The sequence below is a fragment of the Shimia sp. W99 genome (assembly GCF_053851455.3).
The window spans coordinates 3,350,958-3,375,625 of record NZ_JBSQBU020000001.1; the positions used below are offsets into that span (position 1 = coordinate 3,350,958).

At 64.3% G+C, this 24,668-nt stretch carries 20 protein-coding genes; 10 read left to right on the forward strand and 10 right to left on the reverse strand.

Translation table 11 applies throughout. The features are described from left to right. Positions 1–166: 166 nt before the first annotated feature. Complete coding sequence (locus ACS3QZ_RS16275) at positions 167–3,748, forward strand: hydantoinase B/oxoprolinase family protein (RefSeq protein WP_456038785.1); 3,582 nt, start codon at positions 167–169, stop codon at positions 3,746–3,748. 4 nt (positions 3,749–3,752) lie between these two features. Here the strand turns inward: ACS3QZ_RS16275 and ACS3QZ_RS16280 are convergent, their stop codons facing one another. The 8 genes from ACS3QZ_RS16280 to ACS3QZ_RS16315 all read right to left on the reverse strand — a co-directional run bounded on the left by ACS3QZ_RS16280 (position 3,753) and on the right by ACS3QZ_RS16315 (position 15,113). After that, positions 3,753–4,118, reverse strand: a complete 366-nt coding sequence (locus ACS3QZ_RS16280) for a hypothetical protein (protein ID WP_456038786.1) — start codon at positions 4,116–4,118, stop codon at positions 3,753–3,755. 121 nt (positions 4,119–4,239) lie between these two features. Beyond that, positions 4,240–5,580 (reverse strand): S41 family peptidase, encoded by a 1,341-nt coding sequence (locus tag ACS3QZ_RS16285; protein ID WP_093093563.1) that lies wholly within the window; start codon positions 5,578–5,580, stop codon positions 4,240–4,242. A gap of 3 nt (positions 5,581–5,583) precedes the next feature. Further along, positions 5,584–6,732: a murein hydrolase activator EnvC family protein gene (locus ACS3QZ_RS16290; protein WP_456038787.1), complete on the reverse strand. Its 1,149-nt coding sequence runs from the start codon at positions 6,730–6,732 to the stop codon at positions 5,584–5,586. Then, positions 6,729–8,252 (reverse strand): 2,3-bisphosphoglycerate-independent phosphoglycerate mutase, encoded by a 1,524-nt coding sequence (gpmI, locus tag ACS3QZ_RS16295; protein WP_456038788.1) that lies wholly within the window; start codon positions 8,250–8,252, stop codon positions 6,729–6,731. The genes ACS3QZ_RS16290 and gpmI overlap by 4 nt, the downstream gene beginning before the upstream one ends. A gap of 207 nt (positions 8,253–8,459) precedes the next feature. After that, positions 8,460–10,502 (reverse strand): hypothetical protein, encoded by a 2,043-nt coding sequence (locus tag ACS3QZ_RS16300; protein WP_456038789.1) that lies wholly within the window; start codon positions 10,500–10,502, stop codon positions 8,460–8,462. Continuing rightward, positions 10,499–13,240 (reverse strand): DUF4159 domain-containing protein, encoded by a 2,742-nt coding sequence (locus ACS3QZ_RS16305; protein ID WP_456038790.1) that lies wholly within the window; start codon positions 13,238–13,240, stop codon positions 10,499–10,501. Before ACS3QZ_RS16305 ends, ACS3QZ_RS16300 begins: the two co-directional genes overlap by 4 nt. After that, positions 13,237–14,109, reverse strand: coding sequence for a DUF58 domain-containing protein (locus ACS3QZ_RS16310; RefSeq protein ID WP_456038791.1), 873 nt, complete (start codon positions 14,107–14,109; stop codon positions 13,237–13,239). Before ACS3QZ_RS16310 ends, ACS3QZ_RS16305 begins: the two co-directional genes overlap by 4 nt. Beyond that, positions 14,106–15,113 carry an AAA family ATPase gene (locus ACS3QZ_RS16315; RefSeq protein ID WP_456038792.1) on the reverse strand — a complete coding sequence of 336 codons (1,008 nt, stop codon included), beginning with the start codon at positions 15,111–15,113 and terminating at the stop codon, positions 14,106–14,108. Before ACS3QZ_RS16315 ends, ACS3QZ_RS16310 begins: the two co-directional genes overlap by 4 nt. A 66-nt stretch (positions 15,114–15,179) precedes the next feature. Between ACS3QZ_RS16315 and ACS3QZ_RS16320 the strand changes: the two genes are divergently transcribed. From ACS3QZ_RS16320 to ACS3QZ_RS16335, 4 genes are all read left to right on the forward strand, one after another. After that, the gene (locus ACS3QZ_RS16320; RefSeq protein ID WP_456038793.1) at positions 15,180–15,770 is read left to right on the forward strand and encodes a DUF1285 domain-containing protein; all 591 of its coding nucleotides are present in this window, start codon (positions 15,180–15,182) and stop codon (positions 15,768–15,770) included. Between the two features lie 86 nt (positions 15,771–15,856). After that, entirely contained in the window at positions 15,857–16,618 is a 762-nt protein-coding gene (locus tag ACS3QZ_RS16325) for a hydroxypyruvate isomerase family protein (protein WP_456038794.1), read from the forward strand. Positions 16,619–16,677: 59 nt separating this feature from the next. Next, positions 16,678–18,537 (forward strand): DNA mismatch repair endonuclease MutL, encoded by a 1,860-nt coding sequence (gene mutL, locus ACS3QZ_RS16330; RefSeq protein WP_456038795.1) that lies wholly within the window; start codon positions 16,678–16,680, stop codon positions 18,535–18,537. An 86-nt stretch (positions 18,538–18,623) separates the two neighbouring features. Then, the gene (locus ACS3QZ_RS16335; RefSeq protein ID WP_456038796.1) at positions 18,624–19,775 is read left to right on the forward strand and encodes a DNA recombination protein RmuC; all 1,152 of its coding nucleotides are present in this window, start codon (positions 18,624–18,626) and stop codon (positions 19,773–19,775) included. Between the two features lie 18 nt (positions 19,776–19,793). Here ACS3QZ_RS16335 and ACS3QZ_RS16340 read toward each other — a convergent pair whose 3' ends face one another. Continuing rightward, positions 19,794–20,726: a LysR family transcriptional regulator gene (locus ACS3QZ_RS16340; protein ID WP_456038797.1), complete on the reverse strand. Its 933-nt coding sequence runs from the start codon at positions 20,724–20,726 to the stop codon at positions 19,794–19,796. An 85-nt stretch (positions 20,727–20,811) separates the two neighbouring features. Between ACS3QZ_RS16340 and ACS3QZ_RS16345 the strand changes: the two genes are divergently transcribed. The 3 genes from ACS3QZ_RS16345 to ACS3QZ_RS16355 all read left to right on the forward strand — a co-directional run bounded on the left by ACS3QZ_RS16345 (position 20,812) and on the right by ACS3QZ_RS16355 (position 22,092). Further along, positions 20,812–21,252, forward strand: a complete 441-nt coding sequence (locus ACS3QZ_RS16345) for a cupin domain-containing protein (protein ID WP_456038798.1) — start codon at positions 20,812–20,814, stop codon at positions 21,250–21,252. A gap of 46 nt (positions 21,253–21,298) precedes the next feature. Continuing rightward, positions 21,299–21,667, forward strand: a complete 369-nt coding sequence (locus ACS3QZ_RS16350) for a hypothetical protein (RefSeq protein ID WP_456038799.1) — start codon at positions 21,299–21,301, stop codon at positions 21,665–21,667. 98 nt (positions 21,668–21,765) lie between these two features. Continuing rightward, positions 21,766–22,092, forward strand: a complete 327-nt coding sequence (locus tag ACS3QZ_RS16355; RefSeq protein ID WP_456038800.1) for a DUF3775 domain-containing protein — start codon at positions 21,766–21,768, stop codon at positions 22,090–22,092. 129 nt (positions 22,093–22,221) lie between these two features. On the opposite strand, the gene ACS3QZ_RS16360 is transcribed toward ACS3QZ_RS16355, so the two are convergent. Next, positions 22,222–22,800: a TetR/AcrR family transcriptional regulator gene (locus ACS3QZ_RS16360; protein WP_456038801.1), complete on the reverse strand. Its 579-nt coding sequence runs from the start codon at positions 22,798–22,800 to the stop codon at positions 22,222–22,224. A 113-nt stretch (positions 22,801–22,913) separates the two neighbouring features. Between ACS3QZ_RS16360 and ACS3QZ_RS16365 the strand changes: the two genes are divergently transcribed. Both ACS3QZ_RS16365 and ACS3QZ_RS16370 read left to right on the forward strand, forming a co-directional pair. Further along, complete coding sequence (locus ACS3QZ_RS16365; protein ID WP_093093592.1) at positions 22,914–23,507, forward strand: NAD(P)H-dependent oxidoreductase; 594 nt, start codon at positions 22,914–22,916, stop codon at positions 23,505–23,507. Between the two features lie 132 nt (positions 23,508–23,639). Beyond that, positions 23,640–24,650, forward strand: coding sequence for a DUF1214 domain-containing protein (locus ACS3QZ_RS16370; protein ID WP_456038802.1), 1,011 nt, complete (start codon positions 23,640–23,642; stop codon positions 24,648–24,650). The last annotated feature ends 18 nt before the right edge of the window (positions 24,651–24,668 follow it).

Sequence of the window (24,668 nt, forward strand, 5' to 3'; positions counted from 1 at the left end):
TGGTTGTACCGCCGGACCGGCCGTCATGCCCATGTGGAATAGCGTCGCGTGCTGGCTTGGATGTATTCAAGTTTGTGAATAAGTCAACGTTTGAATTGCCGCAGGGTGCGTTGACATTGTCGCGCTTCGGGGTGAAGCCTGTGCCAGGCTGGAAACGGGGGCAGGCATGAGCGGGCGTTGGGAATTCTGGATCGACCGGGGCGGGACATTTACCGATATCGTCGCGCGGCGACCCGATGGCGGGATCGAGACACACAAGCTTTTGTCCGAGAACCCGGAACGCTATCGCGATGCCGCCGTGCAGGGGATTCGCGAGTTGATCGGCGCCGGGGCGCAGTTCGAGGCCGGTTCGATCAGCGCCGTGAAGATGGGCACGACCGTGGCGACCAATGCGCTCTTGGAGCGCAAGGGCGAGCGCGTGCTTTTGGTGATCACCAAGGGGTTCCGCGATTTGTTGCAGATCGGGTATCAGACGCGGCCGCGCCTGTTCGATCTGGAGATCAAGCGGCCCGATCTTCTTTATGAAGACGTGATCGAGATGGATGAGCGTCTGGATGCCGGGGGCGGCGTGGTGCGGCCCTTGGACGAGGCGCCGTTGCGCGCGGCGATGCAAGAGGCGTTTGACGGCGGTATTCGGGCGGTCGCGATTGCGGGGCTGCATGCCTATCTGAACCCGGCGCACGAGGCGCGGGTGGCAGAGATGGCGCGCGAGATCGGGTTCACGCAAGTGAGTGTCAGCCACGAGGTCAGCCAGTTGGCCAAGCTGGTCGGGCGCGGGGATACGACGGTGGTGGATGCCTATCTCTCACCGATCCTGCGCCGTTATGTCGATCAGGTGGCGGGCGCGTTGGATCTTGGGACGGCTTGCGAGCGGCTGATGTTCATGCAGTCCAATGGCGGCCTGACCGAGGCGCACCGGTTCCAGGGGCGGGATGCGATCCTGTCGGGGCCTGCGGGTGGCATTGTCGGTATGGTCGAGACCGGGGAGGCTGCCGATTGCGACAAGCTGATCGGGTTCGACATGGGCGGCACATCGACGGATGTGAGCCATTACGCGGGCGAATATGAGCGCTCGTTTGAGACCGAGGTGGCGGGCGTGCGCATGCGTGCGCCGATGATGGATATTCACACGGTTGCTGCCGGGGGCGGGTCGATCTGTACGTTCCGCGACGGGCGGTTTCAGGTCGGGCCGGAAAGCGCCGGGGCCGATCCGGGGCCAGCCTGTTACCGGCGCGGTGGGCCGCTGGCGGTGACGGATTGCAATGTGATGCTGGGCAAGCTGAACCCGGATCATTTCCCGCATGTGTTTGGCCCCGAGGGGGATCAGCCTCTGGATGTGGACGTGGTGCGCGCGAAATTCGCCGAGATGGCGGCGGAGGTGGCCGCCGAGACCGGCGAGGCGGCGCGCAGCCCCGAGGAGATGGCCGAAGGCTTTCTGCGGATTGCGGTCGACAACATGGCCAACGCGATCAAGAAGATCAGCGTGCAGCGCGGGCATGATGTAACGCAATACACGCTGCAGTGTTTTGGCGGGGCGGGCGGGCAACATGCCTGTCTGGTGGCGGATGCGCTGGGCATGAAGAGGGTGCTGATCCATCCCTATGCAGGTGTGTTATCGGCCTTTGGCATGGGGTTGGCGCGGATCACGGCGATGAAGGAAGCGCAGGTCGACGTGCCGCTTGCCGAGGCAGAGCGCGCGCGGTCTGTGGCTGGGGAGCTGGCAGAGGCGGCCAAGGCCGAGGTGGCCGCGCAGGGGGCCGGGGATGTGCAAGCCGCGCATCGGGTGCATTTGCGCTATGACGGGGCGCATGAGGCGATCCCGGTAGCGTTTGACACGGTGGCGCAGGCGCAGGCGGATTTCGAGGTGCGCCACAAGGAGCGCTATGGGTTCATCTCGCCCGACCGTGAGATCATCATAGACATGGTGAGCGTCGAAGCGACGGGCGGCAGTTCGGGCGCGGTGCTTCCGGTGGTGCCGGATGGCGATGGCGCGCCCGTGGCTGAAATCCCGATGTATGCGGACGGCGCGTGGCGCGACGTGGCGATGTTTGACCGGGATCTGCTGAACACCGGCACGGTGGTGACGGGGCCTGCGGTGATCAAGGAAAAGACAGGCACCAACGTTGTCGAACCCGGCTGGGCGGCGCGGGTGGACGGGCTTGGCAACCTGATCCTTGAGCGGGTGGCAGAGAAGGCGCGGGAAAAGGCGGCGGGGACGGATGTGGACCCGGTGCTGCTTGAGGTGTTCAACAACCTGTTCATGAGCGTTGCGGACCAGATGGGGGCGACGCTGGCGAATACGAGCTGGTCGGTGAACATCAAGGAGCGGTTGGACTTTTCCTGTGCGATCTTTGACGCAGAGGGCGATCTGGTGGCGAATGCGCCGCATGTGCCTGTGCATCTCGGGAGCATGGCCGAGAGCATCCGCACGGTGATGCGCGAGAATGCCGGGGATATTCACGAGGGCGACGCCTTCATGCTGAACTCGCCCTATAACGGCGGGACGCATTTGCCGGACGTGACGGTGGTCACACCGGTGTTTCATGGGGGCGAAGTGGTGTTCTGGCTCGGCTCGCGGGGGCATCACGCCGATATTGGCGGGCGCACGCCAGGGTCGGGGCCGCCCGACAGCACGCATATCGACCACGAGGGTGTTTTGATCGACAATGTGCGGCTGGTGTCGCGCGGAGACCTGTTGGAGGACGAGGCGCGGAAGGTGCTGGCCAGCGGCATGTATCCGGCGCGCAACCCGGATCAGAACATGGCCGACCTCAAGGCGCAGGTGGCGGCGAACGAGACCGGGCGGCGGGAATTGCTCAAGGTGGTCGCTCAATACGGGCTCGACGTGGTGCTGGCCTATATGGGCCACGTGCAGGACAACGCCGAGGAAAGCGTGCGTCGGGTGATCGACCGGCTGAAGGACGGGCAGTTTGTCTATCCGATGGACCATGGTTCCGAGATCAGGGTGAAAGTGTCGGTGGATCGTGGCGCGCGCGAGGCGGTGATTGATTTCACCGGGACCAGCGCGCAGCATGAAGGGAACTACAACGCGCCGTTGGCGGTGTGCAGGGCGGTGGTCTTGTATGTGTTCCGCACCATGGTGGGGGCGGAAATTCCGCTGAACGAAGGCTGTCTGAAGCCGCTTCGGATCGTGGTGCCGGATGGCTCGATGCTGAACCCCGAATACCCGGCGGCGGTGATTGCTGGGAACACGGAAGTCAGTCAGGCGACCTGCAATGCGCTTTATGGCGCCCTGGGTGTGATGGCCTGTTCGCAAGCTACGATGAACAATTTCATCTGGGGCAATGATGATTTCCAGAACTATGAAACCATCGCCGGGGGCACGGGTGCCGGGCCGGGGTTCCATGGCTGTGACGCGGTGCAGTCGCATATGACCAATACGCGCATGACCGATCCCGAGATTCTGGAAAAGCGGTTCCCGGTGCGGCTTGAAGCCTTTGGCATTCGCGACGGGTCAGGCGGCGCGGGACGCTGGCATGGCGGCAACGGGGCGTGGCGCGCAATGCGGTTCCTGGTGCCAGTGACGGTGACGACGCTGTGTTCGCACCGCGAGGTTGCGCCCTTTGGCGTGGCGGGCGGGGCGCCCGGCGCGGTGGGGGTGAACTGGGCCGAGATGCCGGATGGCACCCGCGTGGACCTCAAGGGGTTTGACGAGATCGAGTTGCCCGCAGGGGCGGTGTTCAGCATGGGCACGCCCGGCGGTGGTGGCTGGGGTGAGGCTGGGTAGAGGTTTACCAGCGGCAGTCGAGACCGGGCCCTTCTGGCAGTTCCTGGCGTGGGAACATAAGGCGGAAGCCGTCGAACTCGGCCCCGAATCCGCCATTGGCCCAGCCCCATGTGCCGTTGCCGAAGAGGTCGTGGAATGCGTCGCAATCCTTGCCGAAATAGAAAGTTTCGACGCCCCGAACAACGCGGCTGTCGGCACCGGATTCGACAAAGCGGGCCTTGGGGTAGCGGCTGGTGAGCACATAGCCATTGGCATTGGAAACGATGGCATAGTCATCGCCTGCGCCAGAGACATAGAAAACATCGCTCTGGGCCAGTGCCGGGGTTGCGGTCAGAAGCGCGGCAAATGTGGTGCATTGGAAGGGGGTCATGGCAGGCTCCGTTCGACGCCAGTCTATCACACTGCGTAAAAAAGCAGAAACGGGGCAGCCAAAATGGATCAGGGGCGCCACAATGGACGCCCCTGTTTTGTTTTCAGACCTTTCGGGCAGCTTACTCTTTCGGACCCAGCGCCGAGAGGCCCTTGAGGATGTCGATGGCATAGGCCAGCTGGTAATCCTCTTCGCGCAGCTTGGCGGCTTCTTCGGCCTTCTTGCGGTCTTCCTCGATCTGGCGCACCTCGTCCTCGGAGAGGCTGTCATTGTTGAGGCTGCCCCGCAGGTCGGCTTCGCCACGGAAGCGGCGGTTGGTGTTGGTCTCTTCCTCCTCGGTCGCGGCGGGCGCGCGACGCGGTTGGGCGACGACGATGTCGGGGCTCACGCCAAGCGCCTGAATCGAGCGGCCCGACGGCGTGTAATAGCGCGCCGTGGTCAGGCGCATGGCCCCGTCCCCACGCAACGGCATCACGGTCTGGACCGAGCCTTTGCCGAAGGACTTGGTGCCCACGACGATGGCGCGGCGGTGATCCTGAAGCGCACCGGCGACGATTTCGGACGCGGAGGCCGAGCCGCCGTTGATCAGCACAACGATGGGCTTGCCTTCCGCCAGATCGCCCGGCGTGGCGTTGTAGCGTTCGCCGTCCTGCGGGTTGCGGCCTCGGGTCGAGACGATCTCGCCTTTTTCAAGGAAGCTGTCGGAGACCTTGATCGCCTGTGTCAGCAGCCCGCCGGGGTTGTTGCGCAGGTCAAGCACGATGCCTGTCACGTTTTCCATGCCGCCCAGTTCCTCGACCTGTTTCTTGAGGCCTGCTTCGAGGTTGGGGGTGGTCTGGTCGTTGAAGGTGGTCACGCGCAGCACCACCGAGTCGCCCACGGTGCGCGAGCGTACGGCGGTGAGCTTGATCGTGTCGCGGATGATGGAGACGTCGAAGGGCTCCGGTTCGCCTTCGCGCAGCACGGTGATCACGATTTCCGACCCCACCGGGCCGCGCATCATTTCGACCGCCTGATCAAGCGTCAGGCCAAGCACGCCTTCGCCATCGACATGGGTGATGTAATCCCCGGCCTCGATCCCGGCTTCGTCAGCAGGGGTGCCGTCGATCGGCGAGACCACCTTGACCAACCCGTCTTCCTGCGTGACCTCGATCCCGAGGCCGCCGAATTCGCCGCGTGTCTGAACGCGCATGTCTTCGGCATCATCGGGCGAAAGATAGCTGGAATGCGGATCAAGCGAGGTCAGCATGCCGTTGATCGCGGCTTCGATCAGGTCGGCCTCGTCGACTTCCTCGACATATTGGGCGCGGATGCGTTCGAAAATATCCCCGAACAGGTCGAGCTGTTCATAGACGTTGCTCTGGCGTGCGTTTTCCTGAGCCAGGAGCGGTCCGGCCACCTGGGTCGTGACCAGAAGCCCGGCCATGACACCCCCTGCGGCGGCAGCGACGAATTTCTTCATAGGTTATCCATCCTTGTTGGTGCGGAACCACGTTTCCGGGTCCACCGGCGATTTGCCTTCTCTGACTTCTATATAGAGCGTTTCTGTGCGGTCATGACCAGTGCCATCACTCGACTGTGAGAGAATGGCACCGATTTCCGGGTCATTTCCGCCCATCAGACCCACGGGAGAGCCTTCTGGCAGCACCTGACCGGGCGCGCCGAACACCTTTTCCATGCCCGCCAGAACAAAGAGCAGGCCCGGTTGGGGTTCGAGGATCATGACGTTGCCATAATCGAGCAGCGGGCCGCGATAGCGGATCGTGGCCGCGAGCGGCGCGACCACGAGCGCATTGGGACGGGTGGCGACAACAAGGCCGGGGCGGCGGATGCCTGCGGCGTCGGCCTCGCCCGCGCGGCGCAGAACCATGGAATCGACCGGCAGCGGCAGGACGCCCTTGAAGGCTGTGGCGTCTGGCAGGTCGATCTCGTCCATGCCCTCGACCTGCAGGTCGACCAGCGCGCTGGCAAAGCCTTCGAGCGTTTCGGTCGAGGCAATCAGGAGCGCGGTCTGGACCGGGTCTTCGTCATAGCGTTTGGGCAGGTCGGTGCGGTCGGCAATCGCCTTGCTGAGTTGGGTGCGCGCGGCCTGTACCCCGGCCAGCCCGTCCTGAAGGGTTTCGGCGGCGCCCTCCTGAAGGTCGCGCAGGATCACCACCTCTTCGAGGTCACGGCGCAGGCGGGCGGCTTCGCTTTCCAGCCCCGGTGTGACATCAGCCAGGATCATGCCCGCGCGCGCGGTGCCTTCGGGGCCATGGGGATGCAGAAGCATGACCGGCGGGGGGCCCGCGCCGATGGATTGCAGCGCGCCGAGCAGGCGGGCAATCTCGCCCTCCTGTGCCTTGAGCTGGCGGTCAAGCTGGGCCTGGCGGATGGCGGCGCGGCGCAAGCCGGCGCGCAAGGCCGTCAAGCCCGCCTCGTAGGCGTGGACCACTTCGGTCAGGGCCTTGACGCGGTCCCGTGCGCTGTCGGTCTGGGCAAGGGCGACCGTGGCGGCTTCGAGCTGATCTGCGGCGGCGCGGGCGGCCTCTGCGGGATCGGTTTCGGCACGGGCGAGGCCCGCGACAAGTCCCGCGACAAGTCCCCATGGCAAAAGCAGCGCGGCAAATCTCATCGGATGATCAGGCTCTCTCCGGTCATTTCTGGGGGTTTCTCGATCCCCATCAGGTCCAGAAGCGAGGGTGCCAGATCGGCCAGCCGACCGCCAGAGCGAAGTTGTGCGCCCTTGGGACCGTTCACGAGGATCACCGGCACCGGGTTGGTGGTGTGGGCCGTGTGTGGCCCGCCGGTGGCATCGTCGAACATGGTTTCGCAATTGCCGTGATCCGCGGTCACGATCATCGCCCCGCCCGCCGCATCCAGCGCGGCGCGCACGGCGGCCAGCCCATCGTCCACGGCTTCGCAGGCTTTCATGGCCGCCTTGAGGCTGCCGGTGTGGCCGACCATGTCTGGGTTGGCGTAGTTGGTGACGATGAGGTCATAGCCTTCTTCGATGGCACCGACGAAATGCTCGGTCACTTCGGCAGCGGACATTTCGGGCTGCAGGTCATAAGTCGCGACCTTGGGCGAGGCGGCCATGTAACGGTCTTCGCCCGCTTCGGGCGCTTCTTTGCCGCCGTTGAGGAAGAAGGTCACGTGCGGGTATTTCTCGGTCTCGGCAAGGTGAAACTGGCGCAGGCCCTGTTTGGCGACCCATTCGCCCAGTGTGTTGACGATTTCCTGCTTGGGATAGGCGGTTGTCATGTAGGCGTTGTGCGCGTCGGAATAGTCGACCATGCCAAGGAGGCCCGCCCAATCGGGGCGGGCACCGGTGTCAAAGGCGTCGAAATCGGGCTGGCCGATGGCGGCGAGGATCTCGCGGGCGCGGTCGGCGCGGAAATTGAGGCAGAAGAAGCCGTCGCCGTCCCTGGCACCGCCATAGCCGCCGATCACGGTGGCGGAGATGAACTCGTCGGTTTCAGAGCGTTCATAAGCGTTGGACACGGCAGCGTGGGCGGTGCTGGCCTTGTGGCCTGCGCCCTTGATCCACGCGTTATAGGCTTCGGCCACGCGTTCCCAGCGATTGTCGCGGTCCATCGCGAAATAGCGCCCGGTGATCGTGGCGATGCGGGCGTTTTCAGGCAGGCCCTCGGCGAGGGTTTCGAGATAGGAGAAGGCGGATTTCGGGGCCACGTCGCGCCCGTCGGTGATCGCGTGCAGCACAACCGGGACGCCCGCATCCGCAACAGCGCGAGCAGCGGCGAGGATATGAGTGATGTGGCCATGCACACCGCCGTCCGAGATCATGCCCATGAGATGCGCGGTGCCACCGGTTTCCCTCAGACGGGTGATGAAGGCCTGCAACGCGGCGTTTTCAAAGAAGGAGCCGTCTTCGATGGCAAGGTCGATCTGGCCCAGATCCATGGCGACCACGCGCCCGGCGCCGATATTGGTGTGGCCCACTTCGGAGTTGCCCATCTGACCGCTGGGCAGGCCCACATCCGGGCCGTGGGTGATCAGCGTGTTGTTCGGGCAGTCGGCCATCATCGCGTCAAAGGCGGGGGTGTTCGCGAGATGCGGGGCGTTGTCCTTGGTGCGCTCGGAGAGGCCCCAGCCATCGAGAATGCACAGAACGACAGGCTTTGGCGTGGTCATCGAAAACTCCCGTGTGAAATCGGGGGCGTTCTAGCGCGTGGGGCGCTTGGGGGGAACCGGTTTTTGGTGAACTGACGCAATTCGCCTCATGCGAGATGCGCGGCGCGCGCGTTGCGTTTGAGTATTTTTGGAACAATGAAAGCAGGAGGCAATTGTCTTTCATTGTTCTTCAAATACTCAAGTGGCGCAACTGGCAGGATGGGCGGATCAGCGCCGCCCCTCGCGCAGCCAGCCGGTGACGATCAGCAAACCCGTCAGCACCAGCACAAGCCACGCGGGCAAGAGCGGCGCGCGGGCGATGTCGTGGGTTTCATAAGCACCGCGCGGGGTCAGGCCGATCCAGCCACGCCCTGTCGCCGGGCGCCCCTCGCGGGTGTTGCGGATGGTGGGCAGCCCGTCTTCGAGCGCGAAGACCCCGCCGCGCCGGGCGTCGATCAGCGGCGACATGGGCGCGGCGCTGGCAATGGTTTCCTCGAACTCGCGCGGGGCGGCGGGGCCGAGGCCGATCACCGCCTCCTTGTCGCCGTTGTTCAGCCGATAAAGGCCGATCTCGGGGCCATTGTATTGGGCCTCGAAATGGCCGGGAGACACCTCGTTCAACGGGACATCGACGGTGTCGCCGGATGGGGTTGTGACCGTGACCGGGCCGACGCTGTCTTCGAGGCTGCGGCGGATGATGCGCATGGACTGGCCGGTGGCTTCGGCCCAGAGTGCTTCTTCCTCGAGCTCGGGCTCGCCCATCATCCAATGCGCGAGGCGGCGCAGCAGTTCGAGCTGGGGGCCGCCGCCTTCGTAGCCGCGCGCCCAGAGCCAGGCGTGATCCGAGGCCAGAAGCGCGACGCGCCCCTCGTCGACGCGGTTCAGCACAAGGAGCGGTCGCTCTTCATGGCCGGTCATCAGGACGGTGCCCGCATCGGGCAGCACATCGACCTGGCGCAACCAGCGGCCCCAGCTGCCCGCGTCGGGCAGGCCCGCAGTGACCGGGTGGCGCGCGCCGATGTCTGAGATTTGCGGCATGAACGCCTCGTCCAGAACGCGGGCGGTGGGGCTGGCGGGCAGGACGTCGGCGAGCGGGGAACGGTAGATGCTGTCAGCGGTGGCGAAATCCGGGCCGGCGGCGACCAGCACAGCGCCGCCTTCGCGCACGTAGCGGGCGACGTTTTCAAGGTAGATCGACGGCAGGATGCCGCGACGTTGGTAGCGGTCGAAGATGATCAGGTCGAAATCCTCGATCTTTTCAAGGAACAGCTCGCGGGTGGGAAAGGCGATCAGGGAGAGTTCGGAGACCGGCACGCCGTCCTGTTTCTCGGGGGGGCGCAGGATAGTGAAATGCACGAGGTCCACCGAAGCGTCGGATTTCAGCAGGTTGCGCCATGTGCGCCCACCGGGATGGGGTTCACCCGAGACAAGAAGCACGCGCAGGCGGTCACGTACGCCGTTGATCTGCACGAGGGCCGCATTGTTGCGGTCGGTCAACTCGCTCTCTTCGGCGGGTACGGAGAACTGGATCACGTTGCGCCCGCCATGGGGAAGGGTGACGGGCAGGTCGATGTCGCGGCCCGTGGGCACCATGAAGCGCTCGGGTTCCCCGCCACCAATCGAGATGTCGAGCGGGGCGCGATCAACGCCAGCGGGAGAAGCACCGCTGTCTTCGATGCGCAGGGTCAGGGTGACGGGTTCGCCGAGAATGGCAAAGGCCGGGGCGTTGCGCACGCTGAGGCGACGGTCCCAGTCGGTGGATTTGCCGGTGTGCAGAAGGTGCACCGGGGCAGGCACATCAGGCATGCGGTCCATGTCATGTATGCGCCCGTCGCTGAGCGCGATGACCCCGGCAATCCGCCCGCCGGGTTCCTGAGCGAGGGCTTCGGTCAGGGCGGCCATCATTTCGGTGCCCGCATCACCCGCGCCGTCCGGTACGTCGATGCGGCGGATTTCGGTGTTGTCGCGCGCGGCGAGGCGGGTGGCCAGAGCCTCGGCGGCGGTCTCTGTGCGCTCGGTCCGGTCGGCAAGGCGCTGCGAGGCGCTTTGGTCGACCAGCATCAGAACGATGTCGGTCAGGGGTGCGCGGTTCTCGGTTTGCAGGACAGGTCCCGAGAGGGCGGCGAGGATCACCAGTCCGGCAAGACCGCGATAGGCCCAGCCCGACAACCCGCGCCAGAGCGCGACAGAGATCGCAACGGCGCAGAGCAGGGCCAGTGCGATCAATGCCCAAAGCGGCACAAGAGGATCAAAAAGCACCTGTCCGGTCATTGGCCCAGCCTGTCCAGCAATGCAGGCACGTGGACCTGATCGCTTTTGTAGTTTCCGGTCAGCACATGCATCACGAGGTTGACGCCGAAGCGAAAGGCCAGTTCGCGCTGGCGCTCTCCGGCGCGGCCGCGGCCCACGGGAAAGAGCGCGTTGCCCCGCTCATCCATGGCCCATGCCGCGGCCCAGTCATTGCCACCGATCACCACCGGCGTGACCCCGTCATTGAGATTGCGGAAGGGCATGCCTTCGATCAGTTCGGCGTCGGGTGGGGCCGCTTCAACCCAGACATCGCGGCTGTCATAGCGACCCGGAAAGTCCTGCAGGAGATAGAAGGTGCGGGTCAGAACGTGGTCGGCGGGCAGCGGATCAAGAGGGGGAATATCGAGCCCGGCGGCAAGGCTTTGCAGCTTGCGCCCGTTGGGGCTTGCCGCGCCGAAGCGGGCGACGTCGGCGTCGCGGGTGTCAAACAGGATCATGCCGCCCGAGCGCAGGTAGTCATTGAGCCTGGCATAGGCTTCGCGCGAGGGGCTGGGCTGGTCCGGGGTGATGGGCCAGTAGAGGATCGGGTAAAAGGCCAGCTCGTCGCGTTCGAGATCGACCGAGGCGGGCGGACCGGGTTCGACAGAGGTGCGGAAAAAGAGCGTTTCGGTGAGGCCGTGCAGCCCGGCGCGGGCGGTATCGTCCACTGTGCGGTTGCCGGTCAGTACATGGGCGAGGACCATTTCGCGGATGAGGGGATCGTTGGACTGGGCCTGCGCCTGTGGCGCGGGTATCAGAACGGCCAAGGCCAGAACGGCGGCGGCGCGTACGCCCCAGAGGCGCCCCGACACAGCCAGCGAAGCCAGCACGTCGGCGGCCAGAAGGATCAGGGCGGCGGCCAGAAGATAGCCCGACAGGTCCTTGCTGACCGCGCCGCGCAGGCCTTCGACCGGAACGGAAAGCGGCCAGCGGGCGGGCGCGAGCGTGGTCTCCGCGTCCAGTACGTTGAGCGCCAGCAGGCGATCGCCGTCGCGGTAGAGGCCGGGGCGCAGATCGCGGTTGATCGCGCCCGAGAGCAGGTTTTCGCCGGGGACGCCGGGCAGGGATTGTCCGTCTTCCAGCCGCCCGAACCCGTCAAGAACCTTGAGTGGCTGCCAGATGGTACCGGCCATGCGGTCCTGAAGGTCGGCGGCGGTGCTGCTCAGGACGGCGAGCCGTTCGAGCATCTGCACGAAAAGGCCCGAGAGCGGCAGGCCGGACCATTCGGCGTTGGCGGTGACATGTACAAGCACCACTTGCCCCTGACCGATCTGCTTGCGGGTCACGAGGGGGGTGCCGTCGCTGAGAGAGGCGATCACACGGGAAGCCAGCGTGGGATCGGGCTGGGCCATGACCTGTGCGGTGACGGTGACTTCTTCCGGAACCTCAAGGCCGAAGAACGGGCTGTCCTCAGGGAAGGGGGCGAGGGATTTGGGTTCGCCCCAGCTCATCGCGCCACCGACGCTGCGCCCGCCTGCGCGCAGGCGGACGGGGAGAAGCGGGTCTTCTTCGGTGCGGCTGATTTCGCTGGCGGCAAGGCGGGGACCGGCAAAGCGCAGGAGAAGCCCACCCTTGTCGAGCCAGTCGAGCACCGCCTGTTCCTCGCCCTCGGAAAGCACGGCGACGTCCGCCAGTACGATCACGTCCGGGTTGGCCGGGAGCAGGTCGGTGAGGGCGCCTTCGAGCACATCGGCGTTTTCCACGAGCGCCTGACGCAGGTAGTGCAGCGGCGAGAGCAGCTGCAGACCTTCGCGGTCTTCGCGCCCGGCGATGAGGGCCACCTCGCGGCGGCGCAGGCTGTCGTCGGAGAGCGTGACGGCACCTGCAGAGCGCAGGCCCTGTACCTCGAACCGGGAGATGCGGGCGCGTAGTTCGGCGGGCAGGGAGAGGGCGTTGGTCGCCTCGCCGTTTCCGGTTTCAAAGGTCATGGGAAGGGCGGCCAGCACCCGTTCGGCGCCGCCGGGATCCTGTCCGATGGCCTGCACCGTGATGTCGCGCGCCAGCGCCGTTTCCGAGCGGGTGGCCGTCAGGATAACCTTGCCGTCTTCGAAGGTGGAGGGTTTGAGGCCAAGCGCGCCCTGCCCGGTTTGCACGACACGCACCGATCCGGCGGCCTGCAGCGCGTCAAGCAGGGTGTCGCGCCCGTCGCGCGCCACCCCGTCGGATAGCCAGATCGTGTCAAAGCGCTGTCCATCCGTGGCCCCGGCAAGGGCGGTCATCTGGTCGGGCGTGGCGGCCCATGGTTGGGGCAGGACCCCGGCAAGACGCGACGCCCAGCTGTCGGCGGGCAGGAATCGCAGGTCTTGCGGGTCGTTGAGCCGTTGCAGGGACACGGCGCGCCCGTCGCGGGCGGCTTCTTCGAGCAGCGCGGATACCATGGTGCGGCGGGCCTCCCAATCGGCGGCGGAGGCCCAGCTTGCGTCCATCGCGATCAGCAAGGGGCCTTTGCCGCCCTGCGATTTCTCGGGATTGAGGAGCGGCCCGGCCAGCCCGATGATCACCGCCGCCAGCGCCAGCATGCGCAGGAGCAGGAGCCACCACGGGGTTCGGTCGGTCACGGTGTCGTCGTCGCTCAGCCCCAAGAGGAGCACGACGCCGGGAAAGCGCCGGCGGATCGGGGCGGGGGGAATCGCGCGCAGGATCAACCACAGGATCGGCAGAAGCGCCAGCGCCGTCAGCACCCAGGGGGCCGTGAAACCGATGGGCAGGCCAAGGATCATGAGCGCTTCTCCATCGCGCGGTGCAGCCAGAGGAGCGCGCTTTGCGCCGACTCGCCAGTGTGATGCTGGCCGTAGTGCCAGCCGGTCATGCGGCAGAGGGCGCGCAGGCGGTCCTTGCGTTCAAGAAGGCGGTCCATGTAGCGGTCGCGCAGGTCGTCGGCCTTGCGGGTTTCATGGCGCAGGGTTTCGCCCATGCTTTCAAAAATGGCGCGGCCCTTGAAGGGGAAGCTTTCCTCGGCCGGGTCCAGAACCTGCAGGCAGACGCCGCGCACGCCGCGATCGGCGGCCTTGGTCAGGGCGGCTTCGAAACTGTCGAAATCGCCCATGAAGTCGGACATGAAGAGCGCGCGGGCATGGGGCAGCATGGCGCGCGCCTCGGGCGAGCCGTAATCACCGCCCTCGTCGCGCATCAGCATGTCCGTCAGGCGCAGGATCTGGCCTTCGCCCCGGCGCGGAGGCAGGAGGGTGCCGGTCAGGCCGACGCGTTCGCCGCCCCGGATCAGCAGGATCGCCACGGCCAGCGCCAGCACGCGGGCACGGTCGGCCTTGGTCGGTAGAGACTTGTCGCTGGCAAAGCCCATCGAGGCGGCCTGATCAACCCAGAGCATCACCGATTGTGCCACCTGCCATTCGCGCTGGCGCACGAATTGCGCGCCGGTCTTGGCCGAGCGACGCCAGTCGATCATGCGCAGGCTGTCGCCCGGTTGCACGGGGCGGTATTGCCAGAAATCATCGCCCAGCCCGGCCCGGCGGCGGCCATGGTCGCCAAGCAGTACGGTGCCCGCCAGATGCTCGGCCTGCGCCAACAAGGGCGGCAGGCTGGCGGCTTCGGCTTCGGCCCCCGTGCGCAGGTGGGCGGAGGTGATCACGCGGCGGCCCCCATCGGATCAAAGCGGTGCACGGTCTCGCGGATCAGTTCGGGCAGGCTTTCGCCGCGCGCGCGGGCGGCGAAGGTGAGCGCCATGCGGTGACTGAGCACGGGTTGGGCCATGTCGATCACGTCCTGCGCGCTGGGCGCGAGGCGGCCATGCAAAAGCGCCTGGGCGCGGACCGTTAGCATCAGCGCCTGCGCTGCGCGGGGGCCGGGGCCCCATGCCACATGTTCGCGCACGGCATCTGTGGCGGTCTCGTCCTCGGGGCGGCAGGCGCGCACGAGATCGAGGATGAGTTCCATGACGCTGTCCCCGACGGGCATGCGGCGCAGAAGGGTCTGGGCGTCGATCAGTTCCTGCGCGGTGAAGACCTGATGGGCGTCGTCCTCTTCGACCCCGGTGGTGGCCAGAAGGATGTCACGTTCGGTGTCGCGGTCCGGGTAGGGCACGTCGATCTGCACGAGGAAGCGGTCGAGCTGGGCTTCGGGCAGGGGGTAGGTGCCTTCCTGTTCGATCGGGTTCTGGGTGGCAAGCACGTGGAAGGGGGCATCAAGCGGGCGGTCTTCGCCGGCGACGGTGACGCGTTTTTCCTGCATCGCCTGCAAAAGGGCCGATTGGGTCCGCGGGCTGGCGCGGTTGATCTCGTCGGCCATGAGCAGCTGGCAGAAGATCGGACCCGGCACGAATCGGAAATCGCGCCCGCCGCCCTTGACCTTTTCGAGGATCTCGGAGCCCAAGATGTCGGCGGGCATCAGGTCGGGTGTGAACTGAACCCGGTTGCCATTGAGCCCCATGACAGTGGAAAGCGTGTCCACGAGCCGGGTTTTGCCCAGCCCCGGCAGGCCGATCAGGAGCGCGTGACCCCCGCAAAGCAAGGCCGAAAGCGTCAGGTCGACGACCTGTTCCTGTCCGATGAAACGCCGCGTGATCGCGTCCTTTGCCGCGGCCAGTTTCACGCCAAGCTGTTCGATTTCCGCCACCAGATCGGTCTCTTCGCTCATGACAAGGCTCCCTGCTCTCCTATATGTTTACGAAGCTTAGCGCGCGCAGATGAAATGGCAAAAACAATGAGCGGACAAATTCCTGTGAAACCGGATGCGAAAGGCATAGAAGAGGCCGCCCGTGCCGCCAAAAAGGGCAGGGGACCGGCTCCGGTGCACCTTTGGAATCCGCCATTCATGGGCGATATCGACATGCGGATCGCAAGGGACGGGTCGTGGTATCACGAGGGCGGCCGGATCAACCGCGAGGCTTTGGTGCAGCTTTTTGCCTCGATCTTGTTGCGCGAAGGGGAGGATTATTTCCTTGTCACCCCGGTGGAAAAGGTCGGGATCACGGTCGAGGACGTGCCGTTCGTGGCGGTGGACGTGGATGTCGAGGGCGAGGGCGCGGGGCAGGTCTTGCGGTTTGAGACCAATGTGGGGGACATGGTCACAGCGGGGCCGGACAACCCGATCCGGGTGGCAACCAGTCCCGAGCACGATGAACCGGCGCCTTACGTGCTGGTGCGGGCCAACCTTGAGGCGCGGATTGACCGCAAGAGTTTTTACCGGATGGTAGAGGCTGGCGCGGTCTCGGACGTCGAGGGCGAGAGCTGGTTCGGAGTCTGGTCGGAAGGGGTGTTCTTCCCGATCCAGCGGGCGGAGGAGTTGGGCTGACGCCGGGTTGGCGCGCTATTGCTTGTCCCGCCGGAAAATATTGACCTTTACGTAAGCTTCGCTAACCCTGTGGCAAAGGATCACCCATGCCAAAATTCGCCGCCAATCTCAGCATGCTGTTCACGGAACTGCCCTTCCTTGAGCGGTTTGACGCGGCCAGCGCGGCGGGATTCCGGGCGGTGGAGGTCTTGTTCCCTTATGAATGTCCAGCGCGCGATATTCAGGCGGCGCTCAGGCGCAATCAGCTTGAGCTGGTGCTGATCAACACGCCGCCGCCAAATTACACGGGTGGCGCGCGGGGCTTTGCGGCCATTCCCGGCGGGCAGGCGCGGTTTCAGTATGATTTCAAGCGGGCGCTGCGCTATGCCGAGGCGCTGGGTGCTGGGCTTTTGCATATCATGGCCGGCGCGGCAGAGGGCGCAGAGGCGCGCGAAACCTTCATCGAAAACCTGACATGGGCGACGGAGTTTGCGCCCAAGCAGCGGCTTACCATCGAACCGATCAACAGCGTCGACATGCCCGGCTATTTCCTGGATGATTTTGACCTAGCGGCTGAGATACTGGATGTGGTCGCGGCGCCGAACCTCGCAATGCAGTTCGACACCTATCATGCTTACCGGATCACCGGGGACGTTGATGCGTGTTGGAACGCGCATGCGGATCGTGTCGGGCATATCCAGATCGGCGGCATCCCGGACCGGCACGAGCCGATGGGCGGGGCCTTTGATTACCCGGCGTTTTTCCGGGGACTGGATGCGCGCGGCTATGGCGGTTTCGTCAGTGCAGAGTATCGGCCCAAGGGCCAGACCGGGACCGGGTTGAGCTGGTTCAAGCCGCGATCCGTGTGATCCTTTGAGGGTGCAAAGTCGGTGGCAGAATCAAACCGGACCGTGCTAGGTTTTGCGGTATGGCCCAGAGTGACCCCAAGATAAGCGAAAATCGCCCCGTAATCCGCCAGTTGGATGATGCCGCGATCAACCGGATTGCGGCCGGGGAGGTGGTGGAACGCCCTGCTTCTGCAGTTAAGGAGCTGGTGGAGAATGCGATCGACGCAGGCGCGCGGCGGATCGAGGTGGCCTATTCGGACGGGGGCAAGACCCTGATCCGGGTAACGGATGATGGCTGCGGGATCGAGGCCGAGGCCCTGCCGCTGGCGCTGTCGCGCCATGCCACGTCCAAGATTGATGGCACGGATTTGCTCGACATCCACACCTTCGGGTTTCGCGGCGAGGCGCTGCCGTCTTTGGGCGCGGTAGGGCGGCTGACGATCACCAGCCGGGTCGGGCGCGCCGATGCGGCGTCGATCAGCGTTTCAGGCGGCAAGATGAGTGCGGTAAAACCCGCCGCGCTGTCAGGTGGGACGATTGTTGAACTGCGCGATCTTTTCTATGCCACGCCTGCGCGGTTGAAATTCATGCGCTCGGATCGGGCCGAGGCGCAGGCGATCACGGATGTGGTCAAGCGGCTGGCCATGGCCGAGCCGTTCATTGCCTTCACCTTGCGCGATGTGACCGGGGGCGGCGAGGGGCGCGTGACGTTCCGCGCCGAGGCCGAGAATGGCGACTTGTTTGATGCGCTGCATGGGCGGCTGGCGTCGATTTTGGGGCGCGAGTTTGCCGAGAACGCGTTGCGGATTGATGCAACGCGCGAAGGCTTGCGGCTTTTGGGCTATGCCGCCTTGCCGACCTATTCGCGCGGGAGTTCCGTGGCGCAATACCTGTTCGTGAATGGGCGTCCGGTGAAGGACAAGCTGTTGGTCGGGGCATTGCGCGGGGCCTATTTCGATTTCCTGAGCCGCGACCGGCATCCGGCGGCGGCGCTGTTCATTGATTGCGACCCGCATCTGGTGGATGTGAACGTGCACCCGGCGAAATCCGAAGTGCGGTTCCGCGATCCGGGGTTGGCGCGGGGGCTGATCGTGAGCGCGCTGCGCCATGCTCTGGCCGAGGCGGGGCACCGGGCTTCGACCACAGTGGCGGGGGCCACGCTTGGCGCGATGCGACCCGAGCCGGTGGGCGCGGCGCGGATCTATCAGATGGATCGGCCCTCGTTGGGGGTGCGGTCTGCCGGGTATGCGGCGCAGGCGCCGGAACCCGGGTTTGCAGGGTTTTCAGAGAACTACAGCGCGCGGGTGGAGCCGGTGCTCGAAGAGGTGCCGGACGGTGCTGAAGAAAGCCCGGTCGAGGCTTTGCCGCTGGGCGCGGCGCGCGCGCAGGTGCATGAGAATTACATCATTGCCCAGACCGAAACCGGCATGGTGATCGTGGATCAGCACGCGGCGCATGAACGGCTGGTCTATGAAAAGCTGAAACGCCAGATGGCGGAAAACGGCGTGGCGGCACAGGCGCTTTTGATCCCCGAGATCGTCGAGTTGAGCGAGGGCGATTGCGCGCGCCTGCTGGCAGTCTCGGACGAGCTGAGCAAGCTGGGGCTGACGCTGGAGCCGTTTGGTGGTGGCGCGGTGGCGGTGCGCGAGACCCCTGCGATTCTGGGTGAGGTCAACGCGCGGGCCATGGTGCTCGATATTCTGGACGAGCTGGACGATCAGGGCGAGAGCATGTTGGTTCAGGCCCGGATCGAGGCGATCCTGAGCCGGGTGGCCTGTCACGGGTCGATCCGGTCGGGGCGGCGGATGCGCGCGGATGAGATGAACGCGCTGTTGCGCGAGATGGAAGCGACGCCGCATTCGGGCCAGTGCAACCACGGGCGGCCCACTTACGTGGAATTGAAGCTGAGCGACATAGAGCGGTTGTTCGGTCGGAGTTGAGGCGCGCGCTTCGCCCCCGCGGAGGGGCCGAAGCGCGCGGCCCGACCCCCGGAAAGGGGGCGGGCGGAACAGGCGGTGAGGCAGGCATGATAACGGTTGGCGAGTACGTTCTTGGCCCAGTCGAGTTGGCCGGGTGTGGTGTTGCGGCGCTGGTGGTCCTTTTGTTGATCCTGTCGATCCGGGCGGCGGGACGGTCGGCGCGGATGGCAGAACCTTTGGCGCACCAGATGGGCGCGCTGGGGCAACGGGTGCAGGCGTTGGGCGATGGGCAGCAGCAATTGGCGGGTGGGTTGACACAGGTTGTCGAAAGCCAGGCAGCGGCACAGGCCAACCTGTTGCAGCATCTGGAAAAACGGCTGGCACAGGTGAACCAGCAGATGACCGAGAATTTGCAAGGGTCGGCGCGGCGCACGGCGCATAGCCTTGGCGAATTGCAGGAGCGGCTCAAGACCATCGACAAGGCGCAGGAAAACATTACCCGCCTGTCGGGAGATGTGCTGTCCTTGCAGGACATCCTGAGCAACAAGCAGACGCGCGGGGCGTTCGGGGAGATCCAGCTCAACGATATCGTGTCCAAGGCGCTGCCTGCGGACAGCTATTCGTTGCAGAAAACCCTGTCGAATGGACGGCGCGCGGATTGCCTGATCCATCTGCCCAACCCGCCGGGGCCGATCGTAATCGACAGCAAGTTTCCGCTGGAAGCCTACGAGGCGCTCCGGAATGCCGACAATCAGGGTCAGCTTAACGAAGCGGCGCGGATGCTGCGGGGCGCGGTGAAGAAACACATCAAGGATATTTCCGAGCGCTATATCCTCGAGGGGGAAACGGCGGATGGGGCGCTGATGTTCCTGCCTTCGGAAGCAGTTTACGCGGAACTGCACGCGAATTTCCCCGAGCTGGTGCGCGAAGGGTTTGCGGCGCGGGTTTGGATCGTGTCCCCCACGACCTGCATGGCGACGCTCAATACGATGCGGGCGATCCTCAAGGATGCGCGCATGCGCGAACAGGCGGGCGCGATCCGGCGCGAGTTGGGGCTGCTTTACAGCGATGTGGAGCGGCTGGGGACGCGGGTTGAGAACCTTGACCGGCATTTCGGGCAGGCGGCCAAGGATATCGCGGATATCAAGATCAGCGCCGACAAGGCCGGGCGCAGGGCGCGGCGGTTGGACAATTTCGATTTCGAGGAACTGGCACCCGAAGACAAGAAGGTGGTGCCGTTGGGCAAGCCCAAGGTCTGAGGCGCGCGCGCGGTGGGCTCAGTCTCTCAGGTCGGCGAGGATCTTGGCGACTTGCTCGCGAAGCCAGCGATGGGCAGGGTTGAGCGTCGCGCGTTCGTGCCAGACCATGCACAGCTCGGGTTCGGGGGTTGGCATCGGGGGAAGGTAGATTTCCAGCCCATAGCGCTTCGCGCTGTGTTCGGCGAATTGGTGTGGCAACAATGCGATCAGATCGCTTGCGGATACGGCGTTTACAACGCCGGAAAACACCGGCAGGGTCATGACGACACGCCGCTTGCGCCCGGTGGCGGCGAGAGCCGCATCGCCCATTCCGGCCCGTTTTCCCTCGGGCGAGAACAGGACGTGTCCCATGTCGCAGAAGAGGTCGATCGGGATGGTGTCGCCGGGGCGAAGTCCGGCGCGATGCAGGCGATCATGTCCGGCGCGGGCGATCACCACGAACCGTGATCGGTGCATGGGGTGGTGTGCGATCCATGCAGGGAACGGGGATTTCGGGATCAGGGCGATGTCGATCTCCGCGTTCTCGAGAATGCCGACATAGCTGTCCGGGACAAGGTCGACCAGTTGTACGGTCATGTTGGGGGCCTTGCGCCCGAGGAGCTCGGCCAGTTTCGGCATCAGGAGCGTGGCATAGAAATCCGAGCCGGACAGCTTGAACGACGACGTGGCGCGGGCGGGGTCAAAGCCTTCGGGGCCGCTTAGCAAGGTCTGCAATTCGTCCAGCGTCCGGCGCAGGGGAGTTTCCAGTGAGCGGGCGAAATCGGTGGGCACGAGACTTTGGCCCTGGCGGACGAAAAGGGGGTCATTCAGCGCATGGCGCAGGCGCCCCAGCGCGGCCGAGACGGCGGATTGCGTCAAACCGATACGCTGGCCGGCGCGGGTCGTGGAGTTTTCGGCCAGCAGCGCATCGAGAACACGCAGGAGATTGAGGTCCAGCGTCGATAAATTCATGATACTCATACTGAGTATAAGAACAATTCGTTTCAATCATGAATTTGTGTCTGGCAGCCTTTGACGAAACAGAAAGGAATTCGTCATGGACCGGACAGTGTCACGCCCGATGGATTGGAACGGAACCGAATATCAGATCCAGTTGTCGTCGGAAGACACAGGCGGATGTATCGGGATGTTCGCAAGTGTCTGCCCGCCCGAGAGCGGGCCGCCGCGTCATGTGCACGAAGCAGAGGACGAAACGTTTCATGTGCTGAGCGGCGAGGTGCTGTTCTGGCTGGCGGGGGCGGAACAGGTGGCGCAGGCCGGGGAAACGGTTTTTGTCCCTCGGGGCGTGGAACATGCGTTCCGCGTGATCGGGCCGCGCCCCGCACGGATGCTGACAATTCTGACTCCGGGCGGTTTCGAAGGGTTCTTTGGCGAAATGGCCGAGGGGCAGTATCGCATCCCCGAGGATATGGCCGCGATTGGCGCGATTGGAACGCGCTACAACATGACGTTCACCGGGCCGCCGCTTGGCGTCTGAGGGGCAAGAATAACGCAATCGGAACAGTGAGTTGAAAGGAAACGGAATGCGTGGAATCTCTTTTTGGTTTTTCGGGCTGGCAGTGCTTTGCGCCCTGATCGGGAAGGGCTGGGGCATCCAGATGTCCGCCACCCACAATCACGATCTGTCTCCGGCACATGCCCATCTGAACCTGATTGGCTGGGTCGGGTTTGCGATTGCCGGCTTTTATTATCACCTCGTTCCCGCAGCGGCGGATCACTGGTTGGCACGGGCGCATTTCGGGGCGGCGGTTCTGGGGCTTGTGCTGATCGTGCCGGGCATCGTGCAGGCTTTGCAGCAGACCGGGGAAACGCTGGCCAAGGCGGGGTCGGTGCTGACGCTCGTGTCGATGGTGATCTTTGCCGTGACGGTTGTAAAAACGCGGGCGTCCTGAACGGGGTGCGCGGAAATATCATTTGCGCAAGATCAAGGACGGGTTGCATGATGATGTCTCAGATGGTCTTAAGACGACGGACCGCAAGGAGACGTGACATGTTGGAGATTACCCCCTGGAAAGTGGCGCAGGTTGTGCTGATGTCGCGCGAGCTGGACCGGGCCGAAGGTGAGCTGCGTGGCTTTATCGAACGGCTGAACGAAGAGGAACAGGCCAGCCTTGTGGCTGTCATGTGGATCGGGCGGGAAGCTTTTGGGGCGGATGAGCTGGAAGAGGCGATCCGCACCGCCAAGACCGAGGCGACGACCCCGACCGCGGACTACCTTCTCGGCACGCCGCACCTGTCGGACCATCTTGAAAACGGGATGGAAGAGCTGGGCATGTCGCTCGCGGATGAGGAAGACGATCTCGTTCGGGGCGGTTGATCCGCGAATCGGGGTTAATTCGTTGAATTTCCTAAAAAACCGGTTTCGGTAAAACGTCGGTATTGCATCGGTATCGCGTCGGTGCGGTTTACGGTAATTCGGGCAATTAACGCCCCGCGCGGTTATGCGTCAGCGGGGCGGCATCAGCCAGGCATCAAGATAAACCGTCAGCCGCGCGCGCAGGTCGGTTTCGTTATGCAGGGCGCAGAATACCAGCGCCATGGCCTGAACCGCGAAGGCCTGCACCCCCTCGGCCAGAAGCCCGCTGTCGATATCGGAGCGGAACGGGCCATTGGTCAGTTTGTCTGCCAATAGGTCGATCTGGCGACCGAAATTCATCGCAATGGGCCCGATTTCGCTGCGCGCGGCGGCCCCCGAATGGCGCAGGATCACATCGAACACATAGCGTTCGCAGGTCATGAAGCGCAGCAGGGGCATGAGGGAATCAACGAGTTCGGCGGTTGAGCGCGGCGGTGGGCGGTGCCCAACCTCGTCCAGAATCGCGTCCATGCGTGCGCCCATCAACAGATCCATCAGCGCGTCCTTGTCCGGGAAATGTGCGAAGAAGGTTCCTTTGGCGACACCGGCGCGTTGAACCACCTGTTCGACACGCAACCCTTCGTACCCCACTTCGTCAATGACGGATTCCGCCGCCGCCACAAGGCGGGCGCGGGTTTCCAATGTGCGTTTCTGAACTGCTCTGGCCATGGGGTCTTGTGACATGGTTTCTGACCGTGGTCAAATTTTATATTGACCATGGTCAATTATTGAGGTTAAGAAAGTGACCGTGGTCAATTTAATGGATTCGAGGAGTGAGAATCATGAAAGGTAAACGGGTTTTTGTATTGAACGGGCATCCGGCGGAAAGTTCTCTGACGGGCAGCCTTGCGCAGGCTTATGCAGATGCGGCTCGGGACGCGGGACATGATGTGCGCCTGACGCATTTGCATGATTTGCAGTTCGACCCGGATTACGGGTTTGGCGGTTACGTGAACCAGAAGCCGCTGGAACCGGGGTTGGAGCAGGTGTTGCAGGATATCGAATGGGCCGAACATGTGGTGGTTGCGACCCCGGTCTGGTGGGGCGGGTTCCCGGCCAAGCTCAAGGGGTTGATCGACCGGGCGTTCCTGCCGGGGCGGACCTTTGACACGCGCAACACGACGGCGATTGGGTTGCCTGCGCCCCTTTTGAAAGGGCGCACGGGGCGGGTGCTGATCCTGTCGGACACGCCGAACTGGGTGTTCCGGCTTTTCTACCGGAATGCGTTGATGGTGCAGTTGCGTGGGCAGGTGCTTGGCTTCGTCGGAATCAAGCCGCTGAAGATCACCCAGTTCAGCGGGGCCAGTCATCCAAAGGACGGGATGGTGCAGAAATGGGTGCGCAAGGTGACGGCAATCGGGGCCGTGGCCGGGTAACGGGGGCCTACGCGGTCATAACGTGGCGTCAGTTCGGGACCGTTTTGTGGTGGATCAAGGACAACGTTTTGAGGGGCAGCAAGGCTGAGCGCGTTTTTGGCCTTGCTGGGCCTTGAAAAAGGGATTTAGACCATGAAAGCACTTCACTGTATTGTCGCGCTCGCGCTTTGCGCGCCGGTTCCGGCGCTGGCCGAAAGTGTCACCATTGCGAACCTTGTACGGGCCGAGTCCGACACGATGATCCGGGCCGGTTTGGCGACCAGCAAGGTCGGTATCGGCGAGTTCGCGCATGAACGCGCACCGGTCTCTGCCGAAGAGCCGCAGCCGATCATCCGGGCCAACCAGGACACGCTGTATTCGATGGTGATCGTCGATCTTTCCGAACCGGCGTCCATCACCCTTCCGGAAACCGACGGCCGGTTCCAGTCAATGTTGGTCATCAGCCAGGACCACTATAGTTTCGTTGAATCCACGCCGGGCACCTATGCGTTGACCAAGGAGGATGTGGGCACCCGGTTTGCCTATGTCCTGTTCCGTACCTTCGTGGATCCTTCCGATCCCGAAGACCTGGCCATCGCCCATGCCGCGCAGGATGGTCTGACACTGAGCGGTGGCGGGACTGGTCCGTTCGAGGCACCGGACTGGGATCTGGAGAGCCTTGCCGATGCCCGCAGGGCGGTAAACGATCTTGCGTCGGTGGTCGGGTTTGACACGGCGCGGTCTTTTGGGCGCAAAGATGAGGTGGACCCGATTGACCACCTGGTTGGTGCCATTGCCGGATGGGCCGGACAGCCGGCCGAAGCGGCGGTTGGCGTGATCAGCAGCGTCGACGGCAATGACGGGGTGAGGCCCTATGCGGTGACGGTCAAGGACGTGCCGGTGGATGCGTTCTGGTCGGTGACTGTCTACAATGCCAAGGGGTTCCTTGAGCCGAACGCGCTCAAGCGCAACAGTTATAATGATGTGACCGCCGCGCCGAACGAAGATGGGTCCTATACGCTGCATTTCGGGGGCTGCGACGATGGACGGGTGAACTGTATCCCGATCACCGAGGGCTGGAACTATACCGTGCGTCTGTATTTGCCGCGCGAAGAGATCCTTGACGGGACGTGGCAATTCCCGGAAATCCTGCCGGTCGACTGATCGCGCTCAGAGCGGTTT